Annotated in this window: 16 protein-coding genes and 3 pseudogenes; 13 read left to right on the top strand and 6 right to left on the bottom strand. The window is 73.3% G+C overall.

The genetic code is table 11. The features are described 5' to 3' along the window. Positions 1-75: 75 nt before the first annotated feature. From dnaA to gnd, 3 genes and pseudogenes are all read left to right on the top strand, one after another. Positions 76-1,572 (top strand): chromosomal replication initiator protein DnaA, encoded by a 1,497-nt coding sequence (gene dnaA, locus G7075_RS16715; protein ID WP_166124439.1) that lies wholly within the window; start codon positions 76-78, stop codon positions 1,570-1,572. A 712-nt stretch (positions 1,573-2,284) separates the two neighbouring features. Further along, a complete protein-coding gene (dnaN, locus tag G7075_RS16710; RefSeq protein WP_166123516.1) occupies positions 2,285-3,418 on the top strand; it encodes a DNA polymerase III subunit beta in 1,134 nt (377 codons plus the stop codon). A gap of 82 nt (positions 3,419-3,500) precedes the next feature. Continuing rightward, positions 3,501-4,369: pseudogene (gene gnd / locus G7075_RS16705) on the top strand (phosphogluconate dehydrogenase (NAD(+)-dependent, decarboxylating)); the annotation flags it as partial. Positions 4,370-4,634: 265 nt separating this feature from the next. Here gnd and G7075_RS16700 read toward each other — a convergent pair. Next, a complete protein-coding gene (locus G7075_RS16700; protein ID WP_166123514.1) occupies positions 4,635-5,258 on the bottom strand; it encodes a type VI secretion system tube protein Hcp in 624 nt (207 codons plus the stop codon). A 131-nt stretch (positions 5,259-5,389) separates the two neighbouring features. Here G7075_RS16700 and recF point away from each other — a divergent pair, with 131 nt between their 5' ends. Both recF and G7075_RS16690 read left to right on the top strand, forming a co-directional pair. After that, the gene (gene recF, locus G7075_RS16695) at positions 5,390-6,655 is read left to right on the top strand and encodes a DNA replication/repair protein RecF (protein ID WP_166124438.1); all 1,266 of its coding nucleotides are present in this window, start codon (positions 5,390-5,392) and stop codon (positions 6,653-6,655) included. Further along, complete coding sequence (locus G7075_RS16690) at positions 6,645-7,226, top strand: DUF721 domain-containing protein (protein ID WP_166123512.1); 582 nt, start codon at positions 6,645-6,647, stop codon at positions 7,224-7,226. The genes recF and G7075_RS16690 overlap by 11 nt, the downstream gene beginning before the upstream one ends. A gap of 32 nt (positions 7,227-7,258) precedes the next feature. Here the strand turns inward: G7075_RS16690 and G7075_RS16685 are convergent, their stop codons facing one another. Beyond that, positions 7,259-8,020: a TetR/AcrR family transcriptional regulator gene (locus G7075_RS16685; RefSeq protein ID WP_205860547.1), complete on the bottom strand. Its 762-nt coding sequence runs from the start codon at positions 8,018-8,020 to the stop codon at positions 7,259-7,261. Between the two features lie 79 nt (positions 8,021-8,099). On the opposite strand from G7075_RS16685, the gene G7075_RS16680 reads away from it, so the two are divergent. After that, positions 8,100-8,600 (top strand): nitroreductase/quinone reductase family protein, encoded by a 501-nt coding sequence (locus G7075_RS16680; RefSeq protein ID WP_240917698.1) that lies wholly within the window; start codon positions 8,100-8,102, stop codon positions 8,598-8,600. A 58-nt stretch (positions 8,601-8,658) separates the two neighbouring features. Continuing rightward, positions 8,659-9,390, top strand: a complete 732-nt coding sequence (locus tag G7075_RS16675; protein ID WP_166124436.1) for an enoyl-CoA hydratase-related protein — start codon at positions 8,659-8,661, stop codon at positions 9,388-9,390. Between the two features lie 53 nt (positions 9,391-9,443). Here the strand turns inward: G7075_RS16675 and G7075_RS21620 are convergent, their stop codons facing one another. After that, entirely contained in the window at positions 9,444-9,923 is a 480-nt protein-coding gene (locus G7075_RS21620) for a hypothetical protein (RefSeq protein ID WP_240918116.1), read from the bottom strand. After that, entirely contained in the window at positions 9,914-10,447 is a 534-nt protein-coding gene (locus G7075_RS21615) for an SDR family NAD(P)-dependent oxidoreductase (protein ID WP_371814103.1), read from the bottom strand. Before G7075_RS21615 ends, G7075_RS21620 begins: the two co-directional genes overlap by 10 nt. Between G7075_RS21615 and G7075_RS21610 the strand changes: the two are divergent. Further along, positions 10,428-11,584, top strand: a pseudogene (locus tag G7075_RS21610) (M4 family metallopeptidase); the annotation flags it as partial. The gene G7075_RS21615 and the pseudogene G7075_RS21610 overlap by 20 nt on opposite strands. Before the next feature lie 41 nt (positions 11,585-11,625). Next, positions 11,626-12,060 carry a protealysin inhibitor emfourin gene (locus tag G7075_RS21605; protein ID WP_166117793.1) on the top strand — a complete coding sequence of 145 codons (435 nt, stop codon included), beginning with the start codon at positions 11,626-11,628 and terminating at the stop codon, positions 12,058-12,060. 621 nt (positions 12,061-12,681) lie between these two features. On the opposite strand, the gene G7075_RS21600 is transcribed toward G7075_RS21605, so the two are convergent. Continuing rightward, on the bottom strand, positions 12,682-13,104 hold the full coding sequence (locus G7075_RS21600; protein WP_166117792.1) for a hypothetical protein: 423 nt from the start codon (positions 13,102-13,104) through the stop codon (positions 12,682-12,684). A gap of 54 nt (positions 13,105-13,158) precedes the next feature. Here G7075_RS21600 and G7075_RS21595 point away from each other — a divergent pair, with 54 nt between their 5' ends. Continuing rightward, on the top strand, positions 13,159-13,665 hold the full coding sequence (locus G7075_RS21595) for a hypothetical protein (RefSeq protein WP_166117791.1): 507 nt from the start codon (positions 13,159-13,161) through the stop codon (positions 13,663-13,665). A gap of 21 nt (positions 13,666-13,686) precedes the next feature. Here the strand turns inward: G7075_RS21595 and G7075_RS21590 are convergent, their stop codons facing one another. Further along, entirely contained in the window at positions 13,687-14,376 is a 690-nt protein-coding gene (locus tag G7075_RS21590) for a hypothetical protein (protein WP_166123510.1), read from the bottom strand. Positions 14,377-14,808: 432 nt separating this feature from the next. On the opposite strand from G7075_RS21590, the pseudogene gyrB reads away from it, so the two are divergent. The 3 genes and pseudogenes from gyrB to G7075_RS16630 form a co-directional block, all read left to right on the top strand. Beyond that, a pseudogene (gyrB, locus tag G7075_RS16640) lies at positions 14,809-16,842 on the top strand (DNA topoisomerase (ATP-hydrolyzing) subunit B); the annotation flags it as partial. 55 nt (positions 16,843-16,897) lie between these two features. Next, complete coding sequence (gene gyrA / locus G7075_RS16635) at positions 16,898-19,534, top strand: DNA gyrase subunit A (protein ID WP_166123508.1); 2,637 nt, start codon at positions 16,898-16,900, stop codon at positions 19,532-19,534. Further along, positions 19,531-20,145, top strand: a complete 615-nt coding sequence (locus G7075_RS16630; RefSeq protein WP_240917697.1) for a DUF3566 domain-containing protein — start codon at positions 19,531-19,533, stop codon at positions 20,143-20,145. Before gyrA ends, G7075_RS16630 begins: the two co-directional genes overlap by 4 nt. The last annotated feature ends 56 nt before the right edge of the window (positions 20,146-20,201 follow it).

Raw genomic sequence — 20,201 nt, 5'->3', positions numbered from 1 at the left:
TCATGCCACGCCGGGCCGGCGTGACCCACGACGACAGGGCAGCGGAAGGACGGGGAGGGCGTGGCGGACGCGACGATGACCCAGGTGTGGCGGGCGACCCTCGAGGCGCTCGACGAGGACGGGATCCCGGTGCAGCAGCGGGCCTTCCTCTCCCTCGCCCGGCTCGTCGGCCTCCTCGACGACACCGCCCTCATCGCCGTCCCGAACGACTTCACCAAGGACATCGTCGAGACCCGGCTGCGCGAGCGGGTCACCCAGACCCTCGGTGAGCGGCTCGGGCGCGACGTACGCCTGGCCGTCACCGTCGACCCCACCCTCGGCGAGATCGCCGAGCCCGTCGGTGAGCTCGGCGACGACGGCCACGACCGCCGGGCCGCCGACCGCCGCCAGCAGATCGACGACCTCGAGCTCGACGACGACGGCGACGCCCTCGACGGCAGCGGCACCCACGGCGCCGGCTCCTCCGGACCGTCCGGGCTCGTCGAGGTCCCCGGGATGCGCCGGCCGCGTCCCGGCACCCAGGTGCCCGAGCAGGTCGAGCTGACCCGGCTGAACCCGAAGTACACGTTCGACACCTTCGTCATCGGCGCGAGCAACCGGTTCGCGCACGCCGCGGCCGTCGCGGTCGCCGAGCAACCGGCCAAGGCCTACAACCCGCTCTTCGTCTACGGCGACTCCGGGCTGGGCAAGACCCACCTGCTGCACGCCATCGGCCACTACGCCCGCAACCTCTTCCCGCACGTCAAGGTGCGGTACGTGAACTCGGAGGAGTTCACGAACGACTTCATCAACAGCATCCGCGACGACAAGGCCGCCAACTTCCAGCGCCGCTACCGCGACGTCGACGTGCTGCTCATCGACGACATCCAGTTCCTCCAGGGCAAGGTGCAGACCCAGGAGGAGTTCTTCCACACGTTCAACACCCTCCACAACGCGAGCAAGCAGGTCGTCATCACGAGCGACGTGCCGCCCAAGCTGCTCACCGGTTTCGAAGCGCGGATGCGCAGCCGGTTCGAGATGGGTCTGCTCACCGACGTCCAGCCGCCCGACCTCGAGACGCGCATCGCCATCCTGCGCAAGAAGGCCATCCAGGAGCGCCTGAGCGTCCCCGACGACGTCCACGAGTTCATCGCCTCGCGCATCTCGACGAACATCCGCGAGCTCGAGGGCGCCCTCATCCGGGTCACGGCCTTCGCCAGCCTCAACCGCCAGCCGGTCGACATGAGCCTCGCCGAGATCGTCCTGCGCGACCTCATCCCCGACGACTCGACGAGCCAGGTCACGCCGGCGACGATCATCGCCCAGACGGCCGCGTACTTCGGGCTGACCATCGAGGACCTCCAGGGCCAGTCCCGCAGCCGCGTCCTCGTCACCGCCCGGCAGATCGCGATGTACCTCTGCCGCGAGCTGACCGAGATGTCGCTGCCGAAGATCGGCCAGCAGTTCGGCGGCCGCGACCACACGACCGTCATGCACGCGGAGAAGAAGATCCGCCAGCTGATGGCCGAGCGCCGGGCCATCTACAACCAGGTCACCGAGCTGACCAACCGGATCAAGCAGCAGTCCCGCTGACCGTCCGGGCCCTCGCAGCCCCTCCTTCCCTCCCGGTCGCAGGATCCGTCCACGGGAACGCCCCGGCCGTCCCGTGCTCGTCCACAGGTTGTCCCCAGCCCGTGTACAACCCTTGTCGAACCCGGTGCGCACGCGGTGCCGCACCACGGTGCGCTCCCGCCGCCTCCGGAGCCCCCCACACCACGGCCCCGTCCACCGTCCACCGGTGGGGACGACCCTGTGGACACTCCCGCACCGCGCGTCCCGCGACACCGCTGTCACCCGGAGTTTGTCCACAGGCCCTGTGGACGGGTGTGGACGACCTGCCGAACCCGGTGGACGGTCGGCGGGCGGCCGGTGGACGCGATGTGAACGCCCGGTGGCCGTCAACAGGCCGGCGCCGCCGGTCCACGTGCCGTCCACGGCTCGTCCACACCCGGACCCGCCGACCTGACCTGCACGAACACCGCGCCGTCCACAGGATCCACAGCTCCTACCACCACGACGAGATCCAGAGATGAAGGGGTCCACCCCGATGAGGACCCTGCTGCGACCACGGCCCGGAGCGGGGCTCGGCGGCCCGTCGGGCAACCGATGGTGGCCGGACCAGCGGTGCACTAGTGTCAGGGTCCCGTCCGCCCCGGACCGCCGCCCCGTGCGCGCCCGGCGGACGGTCGAGACTTCCGAAGCACGACAGGCGTGGGCTGCTCCGCGCCGGACAGGGTGGTAAGCCGTGAAGTTCCGCGTCGAGCGCGACGTCCTGGCCGAGGCGGTCACCTGGGTGGCCCGCGGCCTCCCCGCGCGTCCGCCGGTGCCGGTCCTCGCCGGCATCCTCCTCGAGGCCTCCGACGACGGCACCCTCACCCTCAGCGCCTTCGACTACGAGGTCTCGGCCCGGGTCACCGTCGCCGCCGAGGTCACCGAGGCCGGCACCGTGCTCGTGCTCGGCCGCCTGCTCGCCGACATCTCGCGCAACCTGCCGGCCCGGCCCATCGACCTCGCGACCGAGGGCAACAAGGTCCAGGTCACGTGCGGCGCCTCCCGGTTCAGCCTCCTGATGATGCCGTCCGACGACTACCCGACGCTGCCGGCCTCCCCCGAGCCCACCGGCACCGTCGACGGCCACCTGTTCACCCAGGCCGTCGCCCAGGTGTCGGTCGCGGCCGACCGCGGCGACACCCTGCCGATCCTCACCGGCGTGCGGGTCGAGGTCGAGGGCGACCGGATGACCCTGCTGGCCACCGACCGCTACCGCCTCGCGATGCGCGAGCTGACCTGGAACCCGTCGGCCACCGACGCCAGCCACGTCGTGCTCATCCCCGCCCGCACCCTGTCCGAGACCGCCCGCAGCCTCGGTGCCAGCGGCTCGATCGACGTCGCGCTCGGGGCCACGGCCGGGGGCGACGGGCTCGTCGGGTTCGAGGCCGGCCGCCGTCGTACGACGACGCGCCTCCTCGACGGCGAGTACCCCAAGGTCTCCTCGATCTTCCCGACCACCTCCGACACCGAGGCCGTCGTGCGCACCGCCGACCTCGTCGAGGCCGTCAAGCGCGTGGCCCTGGTCGCCGAGCGCAACACCCCGGTGCGGCTGCGCTTCGCCGAGGGGCAGGTGGCCATCGAGGCCGGCACCGGCGACGACGCGCAGGCGTCCGAGGCCGTCGAGTGCACGCTCACCGGTCCCGAGGTCGAGATCGCCTTCAACCCCACCTACCTGCTCGACGGGCTCGGCGCGGTCGGGACCGACTGGTCGCGGGTGTCCTTCACCCAGCCGTCGCGCCCGGCGGTGCTCTCCGGCCAGGACAGCGCCGACGGCGAGGCCGACACCTCGTACCGGTACGTCCTCATGCCCGTGCGCTTCGCTTCCTGACCCGCGAGCACCCCCTCGGCAGGGGCGGCCGCCGGGCGTAGCCTGCGGTGCAGCCCGACACCCTCGACGAAGGAGCACCCGCATGCAGCTCGGACTGGTCGGCCTCGGCAAGATGGGCGGCAACATGCGCGAGCGCCTGCGCCGCGCGGGGCACGAGGTCGTCGGGTACGACCGCAACAAGGCGGTGTCCGACGCCCGCTCCCTCGCCGACATGGTCAAGAAGCTCGAGGGCCCGCGCGTCGTCTGGGTGATGGTCCCCCACGGCGCGCCCACCCGCGACACCGTCACGAAGCTCGCCGAGCTGCTCGACAAGGGCGACCTGGTCATCGACGGCGGCAACAGCAAGTTCACCGACGACTTCGAGAACGAGAAGCTGCTGCGCGCCAAGGGCATCGGCTACCTCGACTGCGGGGTCTCCGGCGGCATCTGGGGCCTCGAGAACGGCTATGGCCTCATGGTCGGCGGCTCGGCGGCCAACGTCCGCAAGGCGATGCCCATCTTCGACGCGCTGCGCCCGAGGGCCCGCGTGACGAGGGCTTCGTCCACGCCGGCAAGGTCGGCGCCGGGCACTACACGAAGATGGTGCACAACGGCATCGAGTACGGCCTGATGCACGCGTACGCCGAGGGCTACGAGCTGCTCGAGAAGAAGGACATCGTCGAGAACGTCCCCGGCGCCTTCAAGGCCTGGAGCCGGGGCACCGTCGTCCGCTCCTGGCTGCTCGACCTCATGGTCAAGGCGCTCGAGGAGAACCCGTCGCTCGAGGACGTCTCGGACTACACCTCCGACTCCGGCGAGGGCCGGTGGACCGTCGAGGAGGCCCTCGAGCTCTCCGTGCCGATGCCCGTCATCTCGGCCTCGCTCTTCGCCCGGTTCGCCTCGCGCCAGCAGACCTCCCCGACGATGCAGGCCGTCGCGGCGCTGCGTGGCCAGTTCGGCGGCCACCAGGTGATGACCGTCGCCGAGGGCCAGCAGCTGCGCGACGAGGCGGCCTCCGGGCCGGCCAGCGCCGAGGAGGCCAAGGCCAAGGCCGGCCGCAAGGAGAAGAAGCCGGCCAAGCGCACGGCCGCGAAGAAGGCCGCCAAGGCCGCGACGGCCGGGCCCGCCTCGCCGGGTCACTCGGGTCGGGCGCTCCCCGCAAGGCCGCGGCGAAGCGGGCGACGAAGAAGGCCTGACCGCCAGGACCCGACCCGGCCGGGCTCCGGTCCCGGTGGGTTCAGGTCACCTTGCCCGTCCGCAGGTCCCAGGTCACGGACACGGGCGTGCCGAGCGAGCCGTCCGCCCGCTGCGGGATCCAGGTCTCGGTGAGCCCGTTCATCGCGAGGGACACGACCTCGACCGGCAGACCGCTGGCCGACATCACCTCGTAGCCGGTGACGAGGACGTCCTTGAGGTCGAGCGTCATCGCCTCGACGCGGTTCTCCCCGCGCCGCATGACGTGCACGGTCGCCCGACGGACCATCCGGCCGGACACGAGCCGCTGCAGCAGCTTCGGCGAGGCGGACGACGAGCGCGCGGCGAACTTCACGTCGCCGGCCACCGGCTTGCCGGCCCCGGACCCGCTGCCCGACGTCGAGCGCTTGGCCTTGACGCCCCAGTCGAGGGCGAGCAGCTCGATGGCCCCGCGGAAGTCCTTGTCGGTCGAGTCCCCCGTGATGCCGTCGACGACGAGGTAGATCTCGGGGACGCCGGTGCCCAGCGCGTCCGGCGGGATGACGAGCCCGGCGGGCGCGGCGGCCTGGGCGGGCGACGCGAGGCCGAGGGTCCCGAGCCCGAGCGTGCCGAGCCCGAGGGCGCCGACGAGGGTGCGGCGGTTGGTGCCGAGGGTGGGGTGGGACATCCGGACCTCCTGGGTGGGGGCACCGGGGCGTCCGGTGCGCTCAGCGGGAGGAGTCCGCCGGCGTGCTGGGTGATACGCCGGCGCGGGCGGTGCGTCATCGGCCCGACGGCGGCGCGCACTACTCTCGGGGAGTGTTCGTCCGGCACCTGTCCCTCGGGGACTACCGCAGCTACGAGCGGGCCGAGCTGCCCCTCGAGCCGGGTGTGACGACCCTCGTCGGCCTCAACGGGCAGGGCAAGACCAACCTCGTCGAGGCCGTCGGCTACCTGGCGACGCTCTCGTCGCACCGGGTCGCCACCGATGCCCCGCTCGTCCGGTTCGGGGCCGACCGCGCGGTGGTGCGTGGCGCGATCGTGCGGGACGGGCGCGAGACGCTCGTCGAGCTCGAGATCACCCCGGGCAAGGCGAACCGGGCGCGGCTCGGTCGCTCGCCGGTGCGCCCGCGCGAGGTGCTCGGCACCCTGCGCACGGTGCTCTTCGCGCCGGAGGACCTCGCGCTCGTCAAGGGCGACCCGGGCGAGCGCCGGCGCTTCCTCGACGACCTGCTCGTGGCGCGCCAGCCGCGCTGGGCCGGGGTGCGTCAGGAGTACGACCGCATCGTCAAGCAGCGCTCGGCCCTGCTGAAGTCCGCGCAGCCGTACCTGTCCCGTCGGGCGCGGGGTCGTCGGCCGCGGCCCGGGGCCGAGGCGCTCGACCCGGCGTCGGAGACCGCGACGGCGCTGCACACCCTGTCGGTCTGGGACGCCCAGCTGGCCGGTGTCGGGTCCCAGCTGCTCTACGCGCGGCTGCGGCTGCTGCGCGACCTCGGCCCGTACCTCGGCAAGGCCTACGACGAGGTGAGCAACGGGCAGTCCGACGCCCGGGTGGCCTACCGGTCCTCGCTGCGGGAGGCCACGGCGGCCCGCCTGGCCGCCGGTGAGGTGCCGGAGGTGGCCGAGCTGCACGACGAGCTGCTGGCGTCCCTCGCCGAGGTGCGCGACGCCGAGGTCGAGCGCGGCGTGTGCCTCGTCGGGCCGCACCGCGACGACGTGCTGCTCTCGCTCGGCGAACTGCCGGCCAAGGGGTACGCCAGCCACGGGGAGTCCTGGTCGTTCGCGCTCGGGCTGCGGCTCGCGGCCTTCCAGCTGCTGCGCACCGACCTCGGTGACGATCCCGTGCTCGTCCTCGACGACGTCTTCGCCGAGCTCGACTCCGGCCGGCGCGAGCGGCTGGCCGCGATGGTCGCCGACGCCGAGCAGGTGCTCGTCACGGCCGCGGTGCCCGAGGACGTCCCCGAGGCGCTGGCCGGCCGGACGGTCCGGGTGACGCTGGGGTCCGTCGAGGGGCCGGCCGACGGCGACGGCGACGACGTGCCCCCGGCGGGCGTGCCGACCGAGGAGGCGTCGGATGACGCCTGACCCCCCCGAGGCACCCACACCCGACCCCGAGGCCGAGGTGTCCGGCAGCGAGGCATCCGAGGGATCCGAGGTCGAGGTCGGGGACGCCGGGCTGGCGACGGCCGAGGCACTCGCCCGGGCCCGCGCGCGAGCCCGGGCCAAGGGGCTGCGGCCGGGCCTGAAGCCCCGCCGCCGGGCCAAGGACGTGCCGGGCGGTCGGCGCGGTGACGCCGGCCGCGACCCGCAGCTGCTCGGCGACCAGATCGACCGGTTCGTCGGTGACCGCGGGTGGGGTGCCGACGTCGCGGTGGGCTCGGTCATCGGGCGCTGGCCGGGCATCGTCGGCGAGGAGGTCGCGGCGCACTGCCATCCCACCGACTTCGTCGACGGCGTGCTCACCGTGCGCGCCGACTCGACGGCCTGGGCCACCCAGCTGCGGCTCCTCGAGTCCTCGCTGATGACCCGGCTCGCCGAGGACGTCGGCGAGGGGACGGTCGCCGAGCTGCGGGTCGTCGGGCCGAGTGCGCCGACGTGGTCGCGCGGCCGGCACCGGGTGCAGGACGGCCGCGGCCCTCGAGACACCTACGGCTGACCCTCAGCCCGCCTCGACCCCCACTCACCGACTTATTGCCCACAACCCACCTGGACGGGCTCGGATTCGGCCCTCCGACGTGGGTTCTGGGCAATCAGTCGGGTCAGGGGCGCGCAGGAGGGACAGGACGAGGCGGAGCTGCTGCTCGAGCAGCGCCCCGGCGTCAGCGAACGTGTCCCCGCCGTACTGCCCGAACACCTCGAGGCTGGTCCCCCGACGAGGACGGCCCACAGGGTCAGCGCCCGGGCCAGGACGTCGGGCCCCGCCCCGAGACCGGTCTCGGCGGCCACCCGCACGAGGTCGTCGGACAGGCCCGCGTGCGCGATGGGCACCGGACCGTCGACCGGAACCGACCCCTCCCGTACCCCCTCGTCGACGAGCCCCGCCAGGGTGATGACGACCCGCGTGCCCGGCTCGACGGTACGTTCGGCCGGCGCCTCGTACCCCGGCACCGGGCTGCCGTACAGCAGCGCGTAGCTCGACGGGTCGCGGACCGCCCACTCACGGAAGGCCATCCCGCCGACGACGATCCGCTCGTCCCACGACCGTCCGGCGGCTCCGGCCACGGCCGCGTCGACGGCGTCGGCCTGCTCGGTGTACGCGTCGACGAGGAGGAGGGTCAGCAGCTCGTCGCGGTTGGCGACGTACCGGTACACCGCGGACGACACCATCCCCAGGTCGCGGGTCACCGCGCGCAGCGAGAGGCCGGCCGCGCCCTCGGACGCCAGGTGGCGCCGACCGATCTCGACGATGCGGGCCTCGACGGCCTGCCGGTGCTCGGCGCGGGTGGGCATGACCCATCCAACCACACGACGAGAGCACTGCTCTTGACATTGACCAGGAGGACGGGGCACACTCGTCAAAACGAGAGCAGTGCTCACAGGACGAGGAGAGACCGATGACCGAGCAGCCGACCACCCCGACCCCGCCACCCGCTACGTGCGTCCCACCGAGCGGATGGACGCCTGGTTCAACACCGCCGTCCGGTGGCTCACCGAGCACGGCGTCAGCCTCATGGGCTCGCGGGTGCTCACCGTGCGTGGCCGCCGCTCGGGCCTGCCGCGCAGCACGCCGGTCAACCTCATGCCCCTCGAGGACGAGCGCTTCCTCGTCGCCCCGCGCGGCAACACCGAGTGGGTCCGCAACGCCCGGGTCGCCGGTGAGGCCCAGCTGCGCGTCGGCCGTCGGGTCGAGCAGGTCCGGCTCGTCGAGGTCCCCGTCGAGGAGCGCCCGGCGGTCATCCGCGTGTACCTCGAGCGCTGGGGCTGGGAGGTCGGGCGCTTCGTCGAGGGCCTCTCCAAGGACTCCACCGACGCCGAGCTCGCGGCCGCCGCCCCCGGGTTCCCGGTCTTCCGGGTCACCCCGGCGGCCTGAGACCGGGGGGCGGACCCGCGGGCTAGGGTCGCCCCGTGGATGCCGACGCCGACGCCCCCTGGTCACCCGCTCCGACGACGACCGCGTCGCCGTCGTCACGCTCGACTCGCCGGCCAACCGCAACGCCCTCTCCCGTCGCCTCGTCACCGAGCTGGCCGCCCACCTCGACGACCTCGCCCGCGACGAGTCCCTCCACGGCGTCCTCCTGCGCTCCAGCCACCGGGTCTTCTGCGCCGGCGCCGACCTCAAGGAGGCCGCCATCGTCGACATGACCGAGTCGGCGCGCGGCATCGTCGACCTCCAGCGCCGCATCGCCGCCCTGCCGGTGCCCGTCCTCGTCCGGCTCGACGGCCCCGTGCGCGCCGGCGGGCTGGGCCTCGTCGCGGCCGCCGACGTCGTGGTCTGCCGCGACGACGTGTCGTTCGCGCTCACCGAGGTGCGCCTCGGCCTCGCCGCTGCTGCCATCTCGATCCCGCTGCGGCACAGGCTCTCCGGGCGCACTGCCTCCGACTGGTTCCTCACCGGTCGCGCCTTCACGGCCGACGAGGCCCGGGCCGGTGGTCTCGTCACGCACGTCGTCGACGAGGCCGGGATGGACACCGCCGTCGCCGCCGTCCTCGACGACCTGCGCGCCGGCGCGCGCCAGGGACTCGTCGCCGCCAAGGCCCTGCTGGCCGCCGACCTCCTCGCCTCGTTCGACGCCGACGGCGAGGCGATGGCCCGCCTGTCCGGCGAGCTCTTCGCCTCCCCCCTCGCGCAGGAGCGGATGGCCGCGGCCCTGCGCCGCTGACGAGGTCGGTCGCCGGTCGGACGAGGCCTTCCGTCAGGCCGCCGGCTGAGGTCTCACCGCCGACGGCCGACCAGGGCAGCGGCCCCGACCGCGAGCGTCCCGGCCAGCGCGGCGGCCACCTGGGGGTAGCGGTGGGCGACCCACTGCTGCGGGCTGCGGGCGTGCGACCGGCCGTCGAACGCCCCGTGGGCCCCGAAGTCACGACCCCCCGTCCCGTCGGCCGGTTCCCAGAGGTTCGCCGGCTGGTCCTGGTCCCGGTCCTCGCCGGTCTGCTGCGAGGCGAACCCGGTCCGGGCGAGGTAGCGGTCGAGCAGGCCGGGCACCACGGCGTTGGCCAGCAGGGTCCCGACGGTGCTCGCGCCGACCCAGTACTCCCGGCGGCGGGGGTGCTCGGCCGCGAAGACCACGGCCCGGGCGGCCACCTCCGGCTGGTAGATGGGCGGCACCGGCTGCGCCTTCTCGGGCAGGCGCGAGAGCACCCAGGAGAACTGCGGGGTGTTGACGGCCGGCATCTGCACCATCGTCACGCGCACGCCGCTGCGCTCGTGGAGCAGCTCGCAGCGGAGGGACTCGTGGAAGCCCTGGAGGGCGTGCTTGGCCCCGCAGTAGGCCGACTGCAGGGGATGCCGCGGTAGGCCAGGGTCGAGCCCACGTGCACGATCGTGCCGCGGTCGCGCTCCGTCATCCGGCGCAGGACCGCCATCGTCGCGTAGACGTAGCCGAGGTAGCTGACGTCGGTGACCCGGCGGTACTCCTGCGGGCTGATGTCCCCGAACCGGGCGAAGACCGAGGTGAAGGCCACGTTGACCCACACGTCGACCGCCCCGAGCTCGGTCTCGACGCGTTCGACGGCGGCCTCGACCGCGTCCGCGTCCGAGACGTCGGTGGGCACGACGAGGGCCCGCCCGCCGAGCGCCCGCACCTCCTCCGCGGCGGCCTCGAGCCCTCGCTCGCCGCGGGCCAGGAGGGCGACGGAGTCCCCCCTCCTCGCGAACTCCCGGGCGGTGGCCCGCCCGATCCCCCCGCTGGCTCCGGTGATGGCGACGACGCGTGTCATGGATGCTCCTCTCGGTCGGTGGCTCACCCCACGCCTACCCCGGTCACCTGGGTGCGACCCGGACGCGAGGTGGACGGAGGCTGACCACCCGGTGGGAGCCGCCCCGCAGCGCTCGCCGATGTCGGTGGGCGGGGCATCGTGGAGGGATGACGACCTCCCCCGCGTGCTGCTCCATCGTCCCGCCGTACCTGCTCGCGGCGCTCGCGGCGTCCGACGACGAGCGGGTCGCGTCGAGCGCAGGCGGCACGCTGCTCGTCGACGAACAGCTGCGGCGCGGCCGGGTCACCGCCGAGGCGCGCCCGGGGGCCGGAGCGCCAGGCCGTCCGTCGAGCCCGGCACGCCCGCCGGTCCGCAGCGCACCATCCACGACGCGCAGCACGGCACGACGCTGCCCGGCACGCAGGTCCGGGCGGAGGGCGAGCCGGCCACCGCCGACGAGGCCGTCACCCAGGCGTACGACGGGCTCGGTGCCACGTGGCGGCTGTGGATGGACGCCTACTCACGGAACTCGTTGGACGGCAAGGGTCTTCCGCTCGTCGCGACCGTCCACTACGGCACCGACTACGACAACGCCTTCTGGGACGGCACGCAGATGGTGTTCGGCGACGGTGACGGCGTGGTCTTCCTCGGCTTCACGCGCAGCATCGACGTCATCGGCCACGAGCTGGCCCACGGCGTCACGCAGTACACCGCCGGCCTGAACTACCGGGACCAGTCGGGCGCCCTCAACGAGTCGGTGTCCGACGTCTTCGGGGTCCTCGTCAAGCAGCACTCCCTCGGGCAGTCCGCCGAGCAGGCCGACTGGCTCATCGGCGCCGAGCTGCTGGCGCCGGGCGTCCAGGGCGTGGCGCTGCGCTCGATGGCCGCCCCGGGCACCGCGTACGACGACCCGCAGCTCGGCAAGGACCCGCAGCCGGCGCACATGGACCACTACGTCGAGACCGCCGACGACAACGGCGGCGTCCACATCAACTCCGGCATCCCCAACAAGGCGTTCCACGACCTCGCCGTCGCGCTCGGGGCAACGCGTGGGAGGTCGCGGGCCAGGTGTGGTTCGACGCCCTCACCGGCGACATCGCCGCCGACTGCGACTTCGCGACCTTCGCCGCCCTGACCACCGCCGCGGCCGGCGCCCGGTACGGCGAGGGCTCGCGCGAGGCGCAGGCGGTCGCGGCCGCGTGGGCCGGTGTGGGGGTCACGGCCGTCGGGGCACCGGGGTCGGGCGACGGGTCCACGGGCGGCACGACGCCCGCCGACCCCGGCACGCCGCAGTCGCCCGATGCCCCCGGCACCCCGGCCCCGGTGTCCCGGTCCCCGCCCCCGGCACCGAGCTCGCGGTCCGGCGCACCGGCGGCCTGGCCGGCCGCACCCGCGAGCGGACCGTCACCCTCGGCGAGCTCCCCGACGAGGACGGACGGGCGTGGCGCTCGCTGCTGGCCACCGACCGCCTCCAGGGCCTGGCCGCCGCCGCCGACCGCGACTACCCCGACGCCTACTGCTACGGCGTGCGCTGTGCCCTGCCCGAGGTCGACGTCACCGTCCCCGAGCAGGTGCTCAGCGACGACGTCCGGGCCCTCCTCGAGCGCACCCTCCACGGCGGCGGCACCGCCTGACCCCGGGACGGTCGGTGGGGGCGGCCATCGCCCATTCGGTCGGTCTCCCGCGCCGAGGAGCGGACCCGGCCCGCTCCGGTGCACGGAATCGGCGCCGTCGCGGTCATCCTGCAAGGGATCCAGCACATCCCAGGACCGCGACCCGGCCCGAGCACCCCGAACGGAGCCAGCACGTGCGCAGCCCCGTGCCCGGTCCACCGACCGGCAGCCCCTCCGACCCGACCGGTCGGCCCTCGGCGACCCCGCCGACCCCCGAGCCCCACCTCGTGCCGCGGAGCGCCACCCCGCGCCCACGGCACCGCCCGCCGCGACCCCGACCGCGACGACCCCCGCCGCCTCCGCCCCGGAGGCCGCGCGCTCGCCGCGCCTCTCCGCCCCGGCCCTCGGCACCGGCCCGCGCGTCCACGTCCGCGAGCTGCTCGGCAGCGCGCTCGTCGGCATCACGGCCCGCCGCCGCGTCGACCCCGACCACGTCGGCCGGGTCCGCGTGACCTCGGCGACCGGTGGCGGACCCCTCGTCGTGCGCGACGACGGCGTCGGCTTCACCGCCCAGGAGGTCCGCTGGCTCGCCGCGACCCCCGACCAGCACCACCACGGCCCGGTCCGCGAGGGGATGCGCCGCTACGAGGTCGCCCTGCTCGCGAGCTTCCAGGTCGCCGACGTCGTCGAGCTGCGCACCCGCTCGGCCCTCGTGCCCGGCGCCCCGACGATGCGCTGGGTCGGCCTCGCCGACGGCACCGTGCGCGTCACGCTCGCCGACGAGGCGCTCGACACCCCGGGCACCGAGATCCGCCTGCACCCCCGCGCCGCCACCCGCTCCTGGTGCACCCCCGAGACGACGCTCGAGCACGTCCTCGACGTCGCCGACCAGCTGCCCTTCGCCGTCGAGGTCGACGGGGTCGAGGTCTCCGGCGGCACGACCCTCTGGGACCGCGACGCCGAGGCCCAGGCCGAGTGGTTCCGCCAGCGCGTCGGCATCGACCCGCTCGTCGTCCTCCCGCTCGAGACCTCGGTCGGACGGGTGCGCGCGGTCGCGGCCGTCACGGCCTTCCGCACCTTCCCCGGCCACCGCAGCGCCCACCGCCGCTACGTCGGGGGATGCTCGCCGCCGAGGGCCCGACCGAGCTCGTGCCCGGCTGGGCCTCCTTCTGCCAGGTGGTCGTCGAGGACGGCCGCGACATCCTCACCGACCCCGCGCACGACGACGCCGCGGTCGGTGAGGGCATCGGCCGCTCGCTGCTGGCCCGGCTCATCCTCCTCGGCGCACAGCGGCCCCAGCTGTTCGGCGAGGTGCTCGCACTGCACGGTGACGCCCTGCTGCGCCGGGCCGGGGACAGCCGCGACCTGCTCGACCTCGTCCGGTCCACCGTCCCGCTCCCGACGACCCTCGGCGAGCGCACCATCGACGGTCTGGCCGACGCCGGGGTCGTCGTCGCCTTCACCGACGACCGCCGCACCTGGGAGGCGGTGCGCGACACCGCGGCCCGCGAGGGGATCCTCGTCGTCGACGCCACCGCGCCGCACGTCGCCGCCCTGCTCGACGGGATGGACCGCTTCGCCCGCCTGCGCAGCGCCGACCTCGTGGTGCTCGGCGTCGCCTCCTGACCGACGCCGGGACGCCGCGGCTCAGGTCGCGGCGAGCGTGCCCTGCACGAGGGCGAGCACGACGTCGGCGCTCTTGGCGTCGATGTCGGAGACGGTGACGAGCACGACCCCCTTCGGCCCCTTGACCCCGATCTGCCGGCCGACGACGGTCGTCGACCCGACCTCGAGCGTGTAGCGCGACACCCGGCCCGGGCCGAGCGACGTCGTCACGTCCCGGACCGACTCGACCGTGCCCCCCACGGCGGCCATGACCATCTTCAGCTGGGCGGCCGTCGGAACCTCCTCGACGGGCAGCGACTGGACGTTGACGTTCGGGGCGAAGCCCTTGACGGTGGGGCCGAAGGCGGCGACGTCGACGGTGCGGGCGGCGGCCTTGAGCTGGCTCAGCGGGAGGTTCATTGTGCGGGCGATGTCCTGCAGGGCCTTGTCGTCGCCGCCCTCGAGGACGGTCGCGAGGTCGGTGACCTGCCAGGACGTCGGCACCGCGAACCGCAGCCCGCTGCGCTGGGCCCGGATGAGCGTGGTGCCCGCGGGCGCGACCGCCGATGACGACGCCGACGGGGACGCCGACGGGCTCGCCGACCCGCTCGCCGAGGAGCTCGCGGACCGCGACGGACCCCCGCCCGACCCCGTCGAGGAGCACCCCGCGACCCCGGTCGCGAGGACGAGTACGGCGGCGCAGCCGGCAGCCCGGCGGATGGTCCTCCCCATGCCGAGGACGCTAGCCGAGAGGCCCCCGGCCGTCTGCCCGTCCGTGCGGAGCGGGCCGGGATGTCGGGGACCCGAGGAAGGCCGGTGAGGGCCGCTGGGGGGCGGGTCGCGGGTGGGGAGTCATGAACGGGCCGGATGAGGCCGGAAAACGGGCGCCACGGGCCTCCCAGCGGGTGATCTGTCGGTCCCGACCGGTAGGATGGACGGTGACAGCGCGCCCCCGGGTCGTCCACCGCCCGAGGGGCGTGCGCCGTGAAACCGCCCCGCCACCCGCGCGGGAGCGTGCCGATGAAGGAGCCCCGTGGCCGACCAGCCCGACCAGCCCGACCTCACCCCTGACGTGCCCGAGGTGCCCGGCACCCCCGCGGTCCCCGAGGCCCCTCGACCGCCGCCTCCCGGGCGACGGCCGGGCACTCCGCCCCTCCGGCCGACGGCCCGGCCTACGACGCCGGGTCGATCACCGTCCTCGAGGGGCTCGAGGCGGTCCGCAAGCGCCCCGGCATGTACATCGGCTCCACCGGCGAGCGCGGCCTGCACCACCTCGTCTGGGAGATCGTCGACAACGCGGTCGACGAGTCGCTCGCCGGCTTCGCCGACACCATCGACGTCACCCTCATGGAGGACGGCGCCGTCCGGGTCAAGGACAACGGCCGCGGCATCCCCACCGACATCCACCCCACCGAGGGCGTCAGCGCCGTCGAGCTGGTGCTCACCCAGCTGCACGCCGGCGGCAAGTTCGGCGGCGGTGGGTACAAGGTCTCCGGTGGTCTGCACGGCGTCGGCTCCTCGGTGGTCAACGCGCTCTCGACCCGCCTCGACGTCTGCGTGCGCCAGAAGGGCCACGCGCACCGGATGTCCTTCGACCACGGCGTGCCCACGGCGCCGCTGACCCAGATGGAGGAGACCGACCGCACCGGCACCACCATCACCTTCTGGGCCGACGGGAACATCTTCGAGACCACCCAGTACGACTACGAGACGATCCGCGCGCGCTTCCAGCAGTATGCGTTCCTCAACAAGGGCCTGACCATCAACCTCGTCGACGAGCGGGTCCCCGCGGCCGCCGCCGACGGCTCCCCCGACCTCGACGGCGTCGACGCCGACATCGCGGTCGTCGAGGACCACGAGGACGAGGAGGCCGGCGGCCAGGCCCGCTCCACCACGGCCCGCTCGGTCAGCTACCGCTACGACAACGGGCTCGTCGACTACGTCGACCACCTCGTCGCCTCCAAGCGCACCGAGCCCGTGCACCCCGAGGTCATCTCGATCGAGGTCGAGGACGAGGCCCGCAGCCTCTCCCTCGAGCTCGCGATGCAGTGGACCACCTCGTACTCCGAGTCGGTGCACACCTACGCGAACACCATCAACACCCACGAGGGCGGCACCCACGAGGAGGGTTTCCGCGCGGCGCTCACCAAGCTCGTCAACGACTTCGCGCGCAAGCAGAACCAGCTCAAGGAGAAGGACGACAACCTCACCGGCGACGACGTCCGCGAGGGCCTGACCGCCGTCATCAGCGTCAAGCTCGGCGAGCCGCAGTTCGAGGGCCAGACCAAGACCAAGCTCGGCAACTCCGAGGTCAAGGGCTTCGTCCAGCGCGCGATGACCGACGAGTTCGGCGGCTGGCTCGACAGCCACCCGAACGAGGGCAAGGAGATCGTCCGCAAGTCGATCCAGGCGGCCACCGCCCGGATGGCGGCGCGCAAGGCCCGCGAGGCCACCCGCAAGCGCGTCCTCGAGTCCGGCGGCCTGCCCGGCAAGTTGCGCGACTGCCAGGCCAAGGACCCCGCGGTCTCCGAGGTGTTCATCGTCGAGGGCGACTCCGCCGGCGGCTCGGCCGTGCGCGGCCGCAACCCGCACACCCAGGCGATCCTCCCGATCCGCGGCAAGATCCTCAACGTCGAGCGCGCCCGCCTCGACAAGGCGCTGGCCAACCAGGAGGTCCAGGCCCTCATCTCGGCGTTCGGCACCGGCATCGGTGAGGACTTCGACATCGAGAAGGCCAGGTACCACAAGATCGTGCTGATGGCCGATGCCGACGTCGACGGCATGCACATCCGCACGCTGCTGCTCACCCTGCTCTTCCGGTTCATGAAGCCGCTCATCGAGGCCGGCTACGTCTACCTGGCGCAGCCCCCGCTGTTCCGCCTCAAGTGGAGCAACGCCCCGCACGAGTTCGCGTTCACCGACCGCGAGCGCGACGCGCTCGTCGCCGAGGGGCAGAGCAAGGGCCGGCGGCTGCCGAAGGACAACCCGATCCAGCGCTACAAGGGTCTCGGCGAGATGGACTACCAGGAGCTGTGGGAGACCACGATGGACCCCGACCAGCGGGTCCTGCTCCAGGTCACCCTCGACGACGCCGCCGCGGCCGACGAGATCTTCTCGGTGCTCATGGGCGAGGACGTCGAGAGCCGGCGCTCGTTCATCCAGCGCAACGCGCGCGACGTGCGGTTCTTGGACATCTGATCCACGAGAACGCTTCGCCCGCAGACGCTTTCACGACTGACACGCAAGGATCCTGATGACTGACCAGCCCGTCGAGACCGACCGCACGGAGCCGATCGACCTAAACGCCGAGATGCAGCGCTCGTACATCGAGTACGCGATGTCCGTCATCGTCTCGCGCGCGCTCCCCGACGTCCGTGACGGCCTCAAGCCGGTGCACCGCCGCGTGCTCTACGCGATGTACGACGGCGGCTACCGCCCGGACCGCGGCTTCAACAAGTGCAGCCGCGTCGTCGGCGACGTCATGGGCCAGTACCACCCGCACGGTGACACGGCGATCTACGACGCCCTGGTCCGGCTCGTCCAGGACTGGTCGCTGCGCTACCCGCTCGTCCAGGGCCAGGGCAACTTCGGCTCCCCCGGCGACGACCCGGCCGCCGCGCCGCGGTACACCGAGTGCCGGATGGCGCCGCTGTCGATGGAGATGGTCCGCGACATCGAGCAGGAGACCGTCGACTTCAAGCCGAACTACGACGGCAAGACCCTCGAGCCCGAGGTCCTCCCCTCGCGCTTCCCGAACCTGCTCGTCAACGGCTCGGCCGGCATCGCGGTCGGCATGGCCACCCAGATCCCGCCGCACAACCTGCGCGAGGTCGCGGCCGCCGCCGAGTGGGTGCTGCGCCACCCGGACGCCACCCGCGAGGAGGCGCTCGCGGCCGTCATGCGCGAGATCCCGGGCCCCGACTTCCCCACCGGCGCGCTGATCATGGGTCACCGGGGCATCGACGACGCCTACCGCACGGGCCGCGGCTCGGTCATCATGCGGGCGGTCGTCGAGGTCGAGGAGATCCAGGGCCGGCAGTGCCTCGTCGTCACCGAGCTGCCGTACCAGGTCAACCCGGACTCGCTGGCGCAGAAGATCGCCGAGCACGTCAAGGACGGCCGCCTCTCGGGCATCGCCGACATCCGTGACGAGACCTCGGGCCGCACCGGCCAGCGCCTCGTCATCGTGCTCAAGCGCGACGCCATCGCCAAGGTCGTGCTCAACAACCTCTACAAGCACACCCAGCTGCACACGACGTTCGGCGCGAACATGCTCGCCCTCGTCGACGGCGTGCCGCGCACGCTGCCGATCGACGCGTTCATCCGGTACTGGTGCGAGCACCAGATCGACGTCATCCAGCGGCGCACGGCCTACCGGCTGCGCAAGGCCGAGGAGGAGATCCACATCCTCCGCGGCTACCTCAAGGCCCTCGACATGCTCGACGAGGTCATCGCGCTGATCCGCCGGAGCCCGACCGTCGAGGAGGCCCGCAACGGCCTCATCGAGCTGCTCGAGATCGACGAGATCCAGGCCCGCGCCATCCTCGACCTCCAGCTGCGCCGGCTCGCGGCCCTGGAGCGGCAGAGGATCACCGACGACCACGACAAGCTGCAGGCGCAGATCGAGGACTTCACCGACATCCTCGCCAAGCCCGAGCGGCAGCGCGACATCGTCTCCGACGAGCTCGCCGGCATCGTCGACAAGTTCGGCGACGAGCGCCGCACGACGATCATGCCCACCGACGGCGACATGTCGATGGAGGACCTCATCCCCGAGGAGGACGTGGTCGTCACCATCACCCGGGGCGGCTACGCCAAGCGCACCCGCGTCGACGCGTACCGCTCGCAGCGGCGCGGCGGCAAGGGCGTGCGGGGCGCGGCGCTGCGCGGTGAGGACATGGTCGACCACTTCTTCACGACCACCTCGCACCACTGGCTGCTGTTCTTCACCAACCTCGGCCGGGTCTACCGCGCCAAGGCCTACGAGCTGCCGGATGCCGGCCGCGACGGCAAGGGCCAGCACGTCGCCAACCTGATGGCCTTCCAGCCGGGCGAGGAGATCGCCCAGGTGCTGGCCATCCGCTCCTACGACGACGCCGCGTACCTGCTGCTCGCCACCCGCGCCGGCCTCGTCAAGAAGACCCGGCTCGGTGAGTACGACAGCCCGCGCACCGGCGGCCTCATCGCCATCAACCTGCGTGACGCCGACGAGCTGGTCGGGGTCGGGCTGGTCGACGAGCGCGACGACCTCCTGCTCGTCTCGCGCAAGGGGCAGTCGGTGCGCTTCCACGCCGACGACGCCACGCTGCGCCCGATGGGCCGCTCCACCTCCGGTGTCACCGGCATGAAGTTCCGCGACGGCGACGAGCTGCTCTCGATGTCGGTCGTGCGCGAGGGCGAGGACCCCGACGTCTTCGTCGTCTTCGAGTCGGGCCTGGCCAAGCGCTCGAAGGTCTCGGAGTGGAACGTCAAGGGCCGCGCCATCCTCGGTGTCGCCGTCGCGAAGCTGTCCGACAAGGGCGGTGACCTCGTGGGGGCGCTGACCGTCGACGAGAACGACGAGGTGCTCGTCGTGTTCGAGAAGGGCAACATCGTCCGCTCGCGGGTCGACGAGGTGCGCCTCACCGGCCGCAACACGATGGGCGTGCAGTTCGCCAAGCCCGGCAAGAACGACGCGATCGTCGCCGTCACCCGCAACCCCGAGAAGGAGGTCGAGGAGGCGGTCGAGGAGGCCATCGAGGCGGCCGAGGCCTCGGAGGGCGCCGAGGGTGCTGTCGAGGGTTCCGCGGCGACACCTGAGAGCGACGGGGCGGGAGTCGCAGACGTGACCACCGATGCCGTACCGTCGTCGGAGGAGCCTGACGAGAGCGACCGAGGAGGCCGTGAGTGAGCACCGCAGACAGCGCGGGGCGCCCTGTGCGTTCCTCGACCCAGCCCCGACGGGGTGAGGGTGGCGCCCTGAAGCGGCTCGCCGACCCCGGTCAGTCCACCCGCCCGGTCCCCACCGGACGCGAGGCGGCTCCGGCCGGCCGCGAGGCCTCCCCCACCCGCCCCACCGCAGCGCCCGGTCGCACCGGCGAGGCCCGCACCGGAGGTGAGCGCACCGTGCCGCAGACCGGTGGCGCCCCGCGCCCGTCCTCGCGCCGCGTGCGGCTCACCGTCTCGCGCATCGACCCGTGGTCGGCGATGAAGGTCTCGTTCCTGCTGTCGGTCGCCCTCGGCATCGCCCTGGTCATCGCGACGGTCGTCCTCTGGACGGTCCTCGACGCGATGGGCGTCTTCGACGAGGTCAACGGGGTCATCGGCCAGGTCGTGCAGGACGGCGGCTCGAAGTTCGACATCCTCGACTTCATCGGGTTCACCCGCGTGGTGTCCCTCTCGATCGTCCTCGGGGTCGTCGACGTCATCCTCTTCACCGCCATCGCGACGCTCGGGGCCTTCCTCTACAACGTCTCCGCCGCGCTCGTCGGCGGCGTGCAGCTGACCCTCACCGACGACTGACGCGTCGGGTTCCGCGCCCTCGCCGTTCGAGGTGATACCGGGCCGTCTGGTGGTCC

The sequence above is a fragment of the Phycicoccus sp. HDW14 genome (assembly GCF_011383005.1).
Classification (GTDB): Bacteria; Actinomycetota; Actinomycetes; order Actinomycetales; family Dermatophilaceae; genus Phycicoccus.
The sequence above is the reverse complement of the archived record's forward strand: the minus strand, read 5'-3'. Positions and strand labels throughout refer to the sequence as shown.

Excerpts from the sequence above, each read along its gene's own strand:
- G7075_RS21615 (WP_371814103.1), bottom strand. The coding sequence starts at position 10,447 with ATGACACGCGTCGTCGCCATCACCGGAGCCAGCGGGGGGATCGGGCGG.
- dnaA (WP_166124439.1), top strand. The coding sequence starts at position 76 with ATGACCCAGGTGTGGCGGGCGACCCTCGAGGCGCTCGACGAGGACGGG.
- G7075_RS21590 (WP_166123510.1), bottom strand. The coding sequence starts at position 14,376 with ATGGGGAGGACCATCCGCCGGGCTGCCGGCTGCGCCGCCGTACTCGTC.
- G7075_RS16685 (WP_205860547.1), bottom strand. The coding sequence starts at position 8,020 with ATGCCCACCCGCGCCGAGCACCGGCAGGCCGTCGAGGCCCGCATCGTC.
- gyrA (WP_166123508.1), top strand. The coding sequence starts at position 16,898 with ATGACTGACCAGCCCGTCGAGACCGACCGCACGGAGCCGATCGACCTA.
- G7075_RS16690 (WP_166123512.1), top strand. The coding sequence starts at position 6,645 with ATGACGCCTGACCCCCCCGAGGCACCCACACCCGACCCCGAGGCCGAG.
- G7075_RS16700 (WP_166123514.1), bottom strand. The coding sequence starts at position 5,258 with ATGTCCCACCCCACCCTCGGCACCAACCGCCGCACCCTCGTCGGCGCC.
- G7075_RS21595 (WP_166117791.1), top strand. The coding sequence starts at position 13,159 with ATGCTCGCCGCCGAGGGCCCGACCGAGCTCGTGCCCGGCTGGGCCTCC.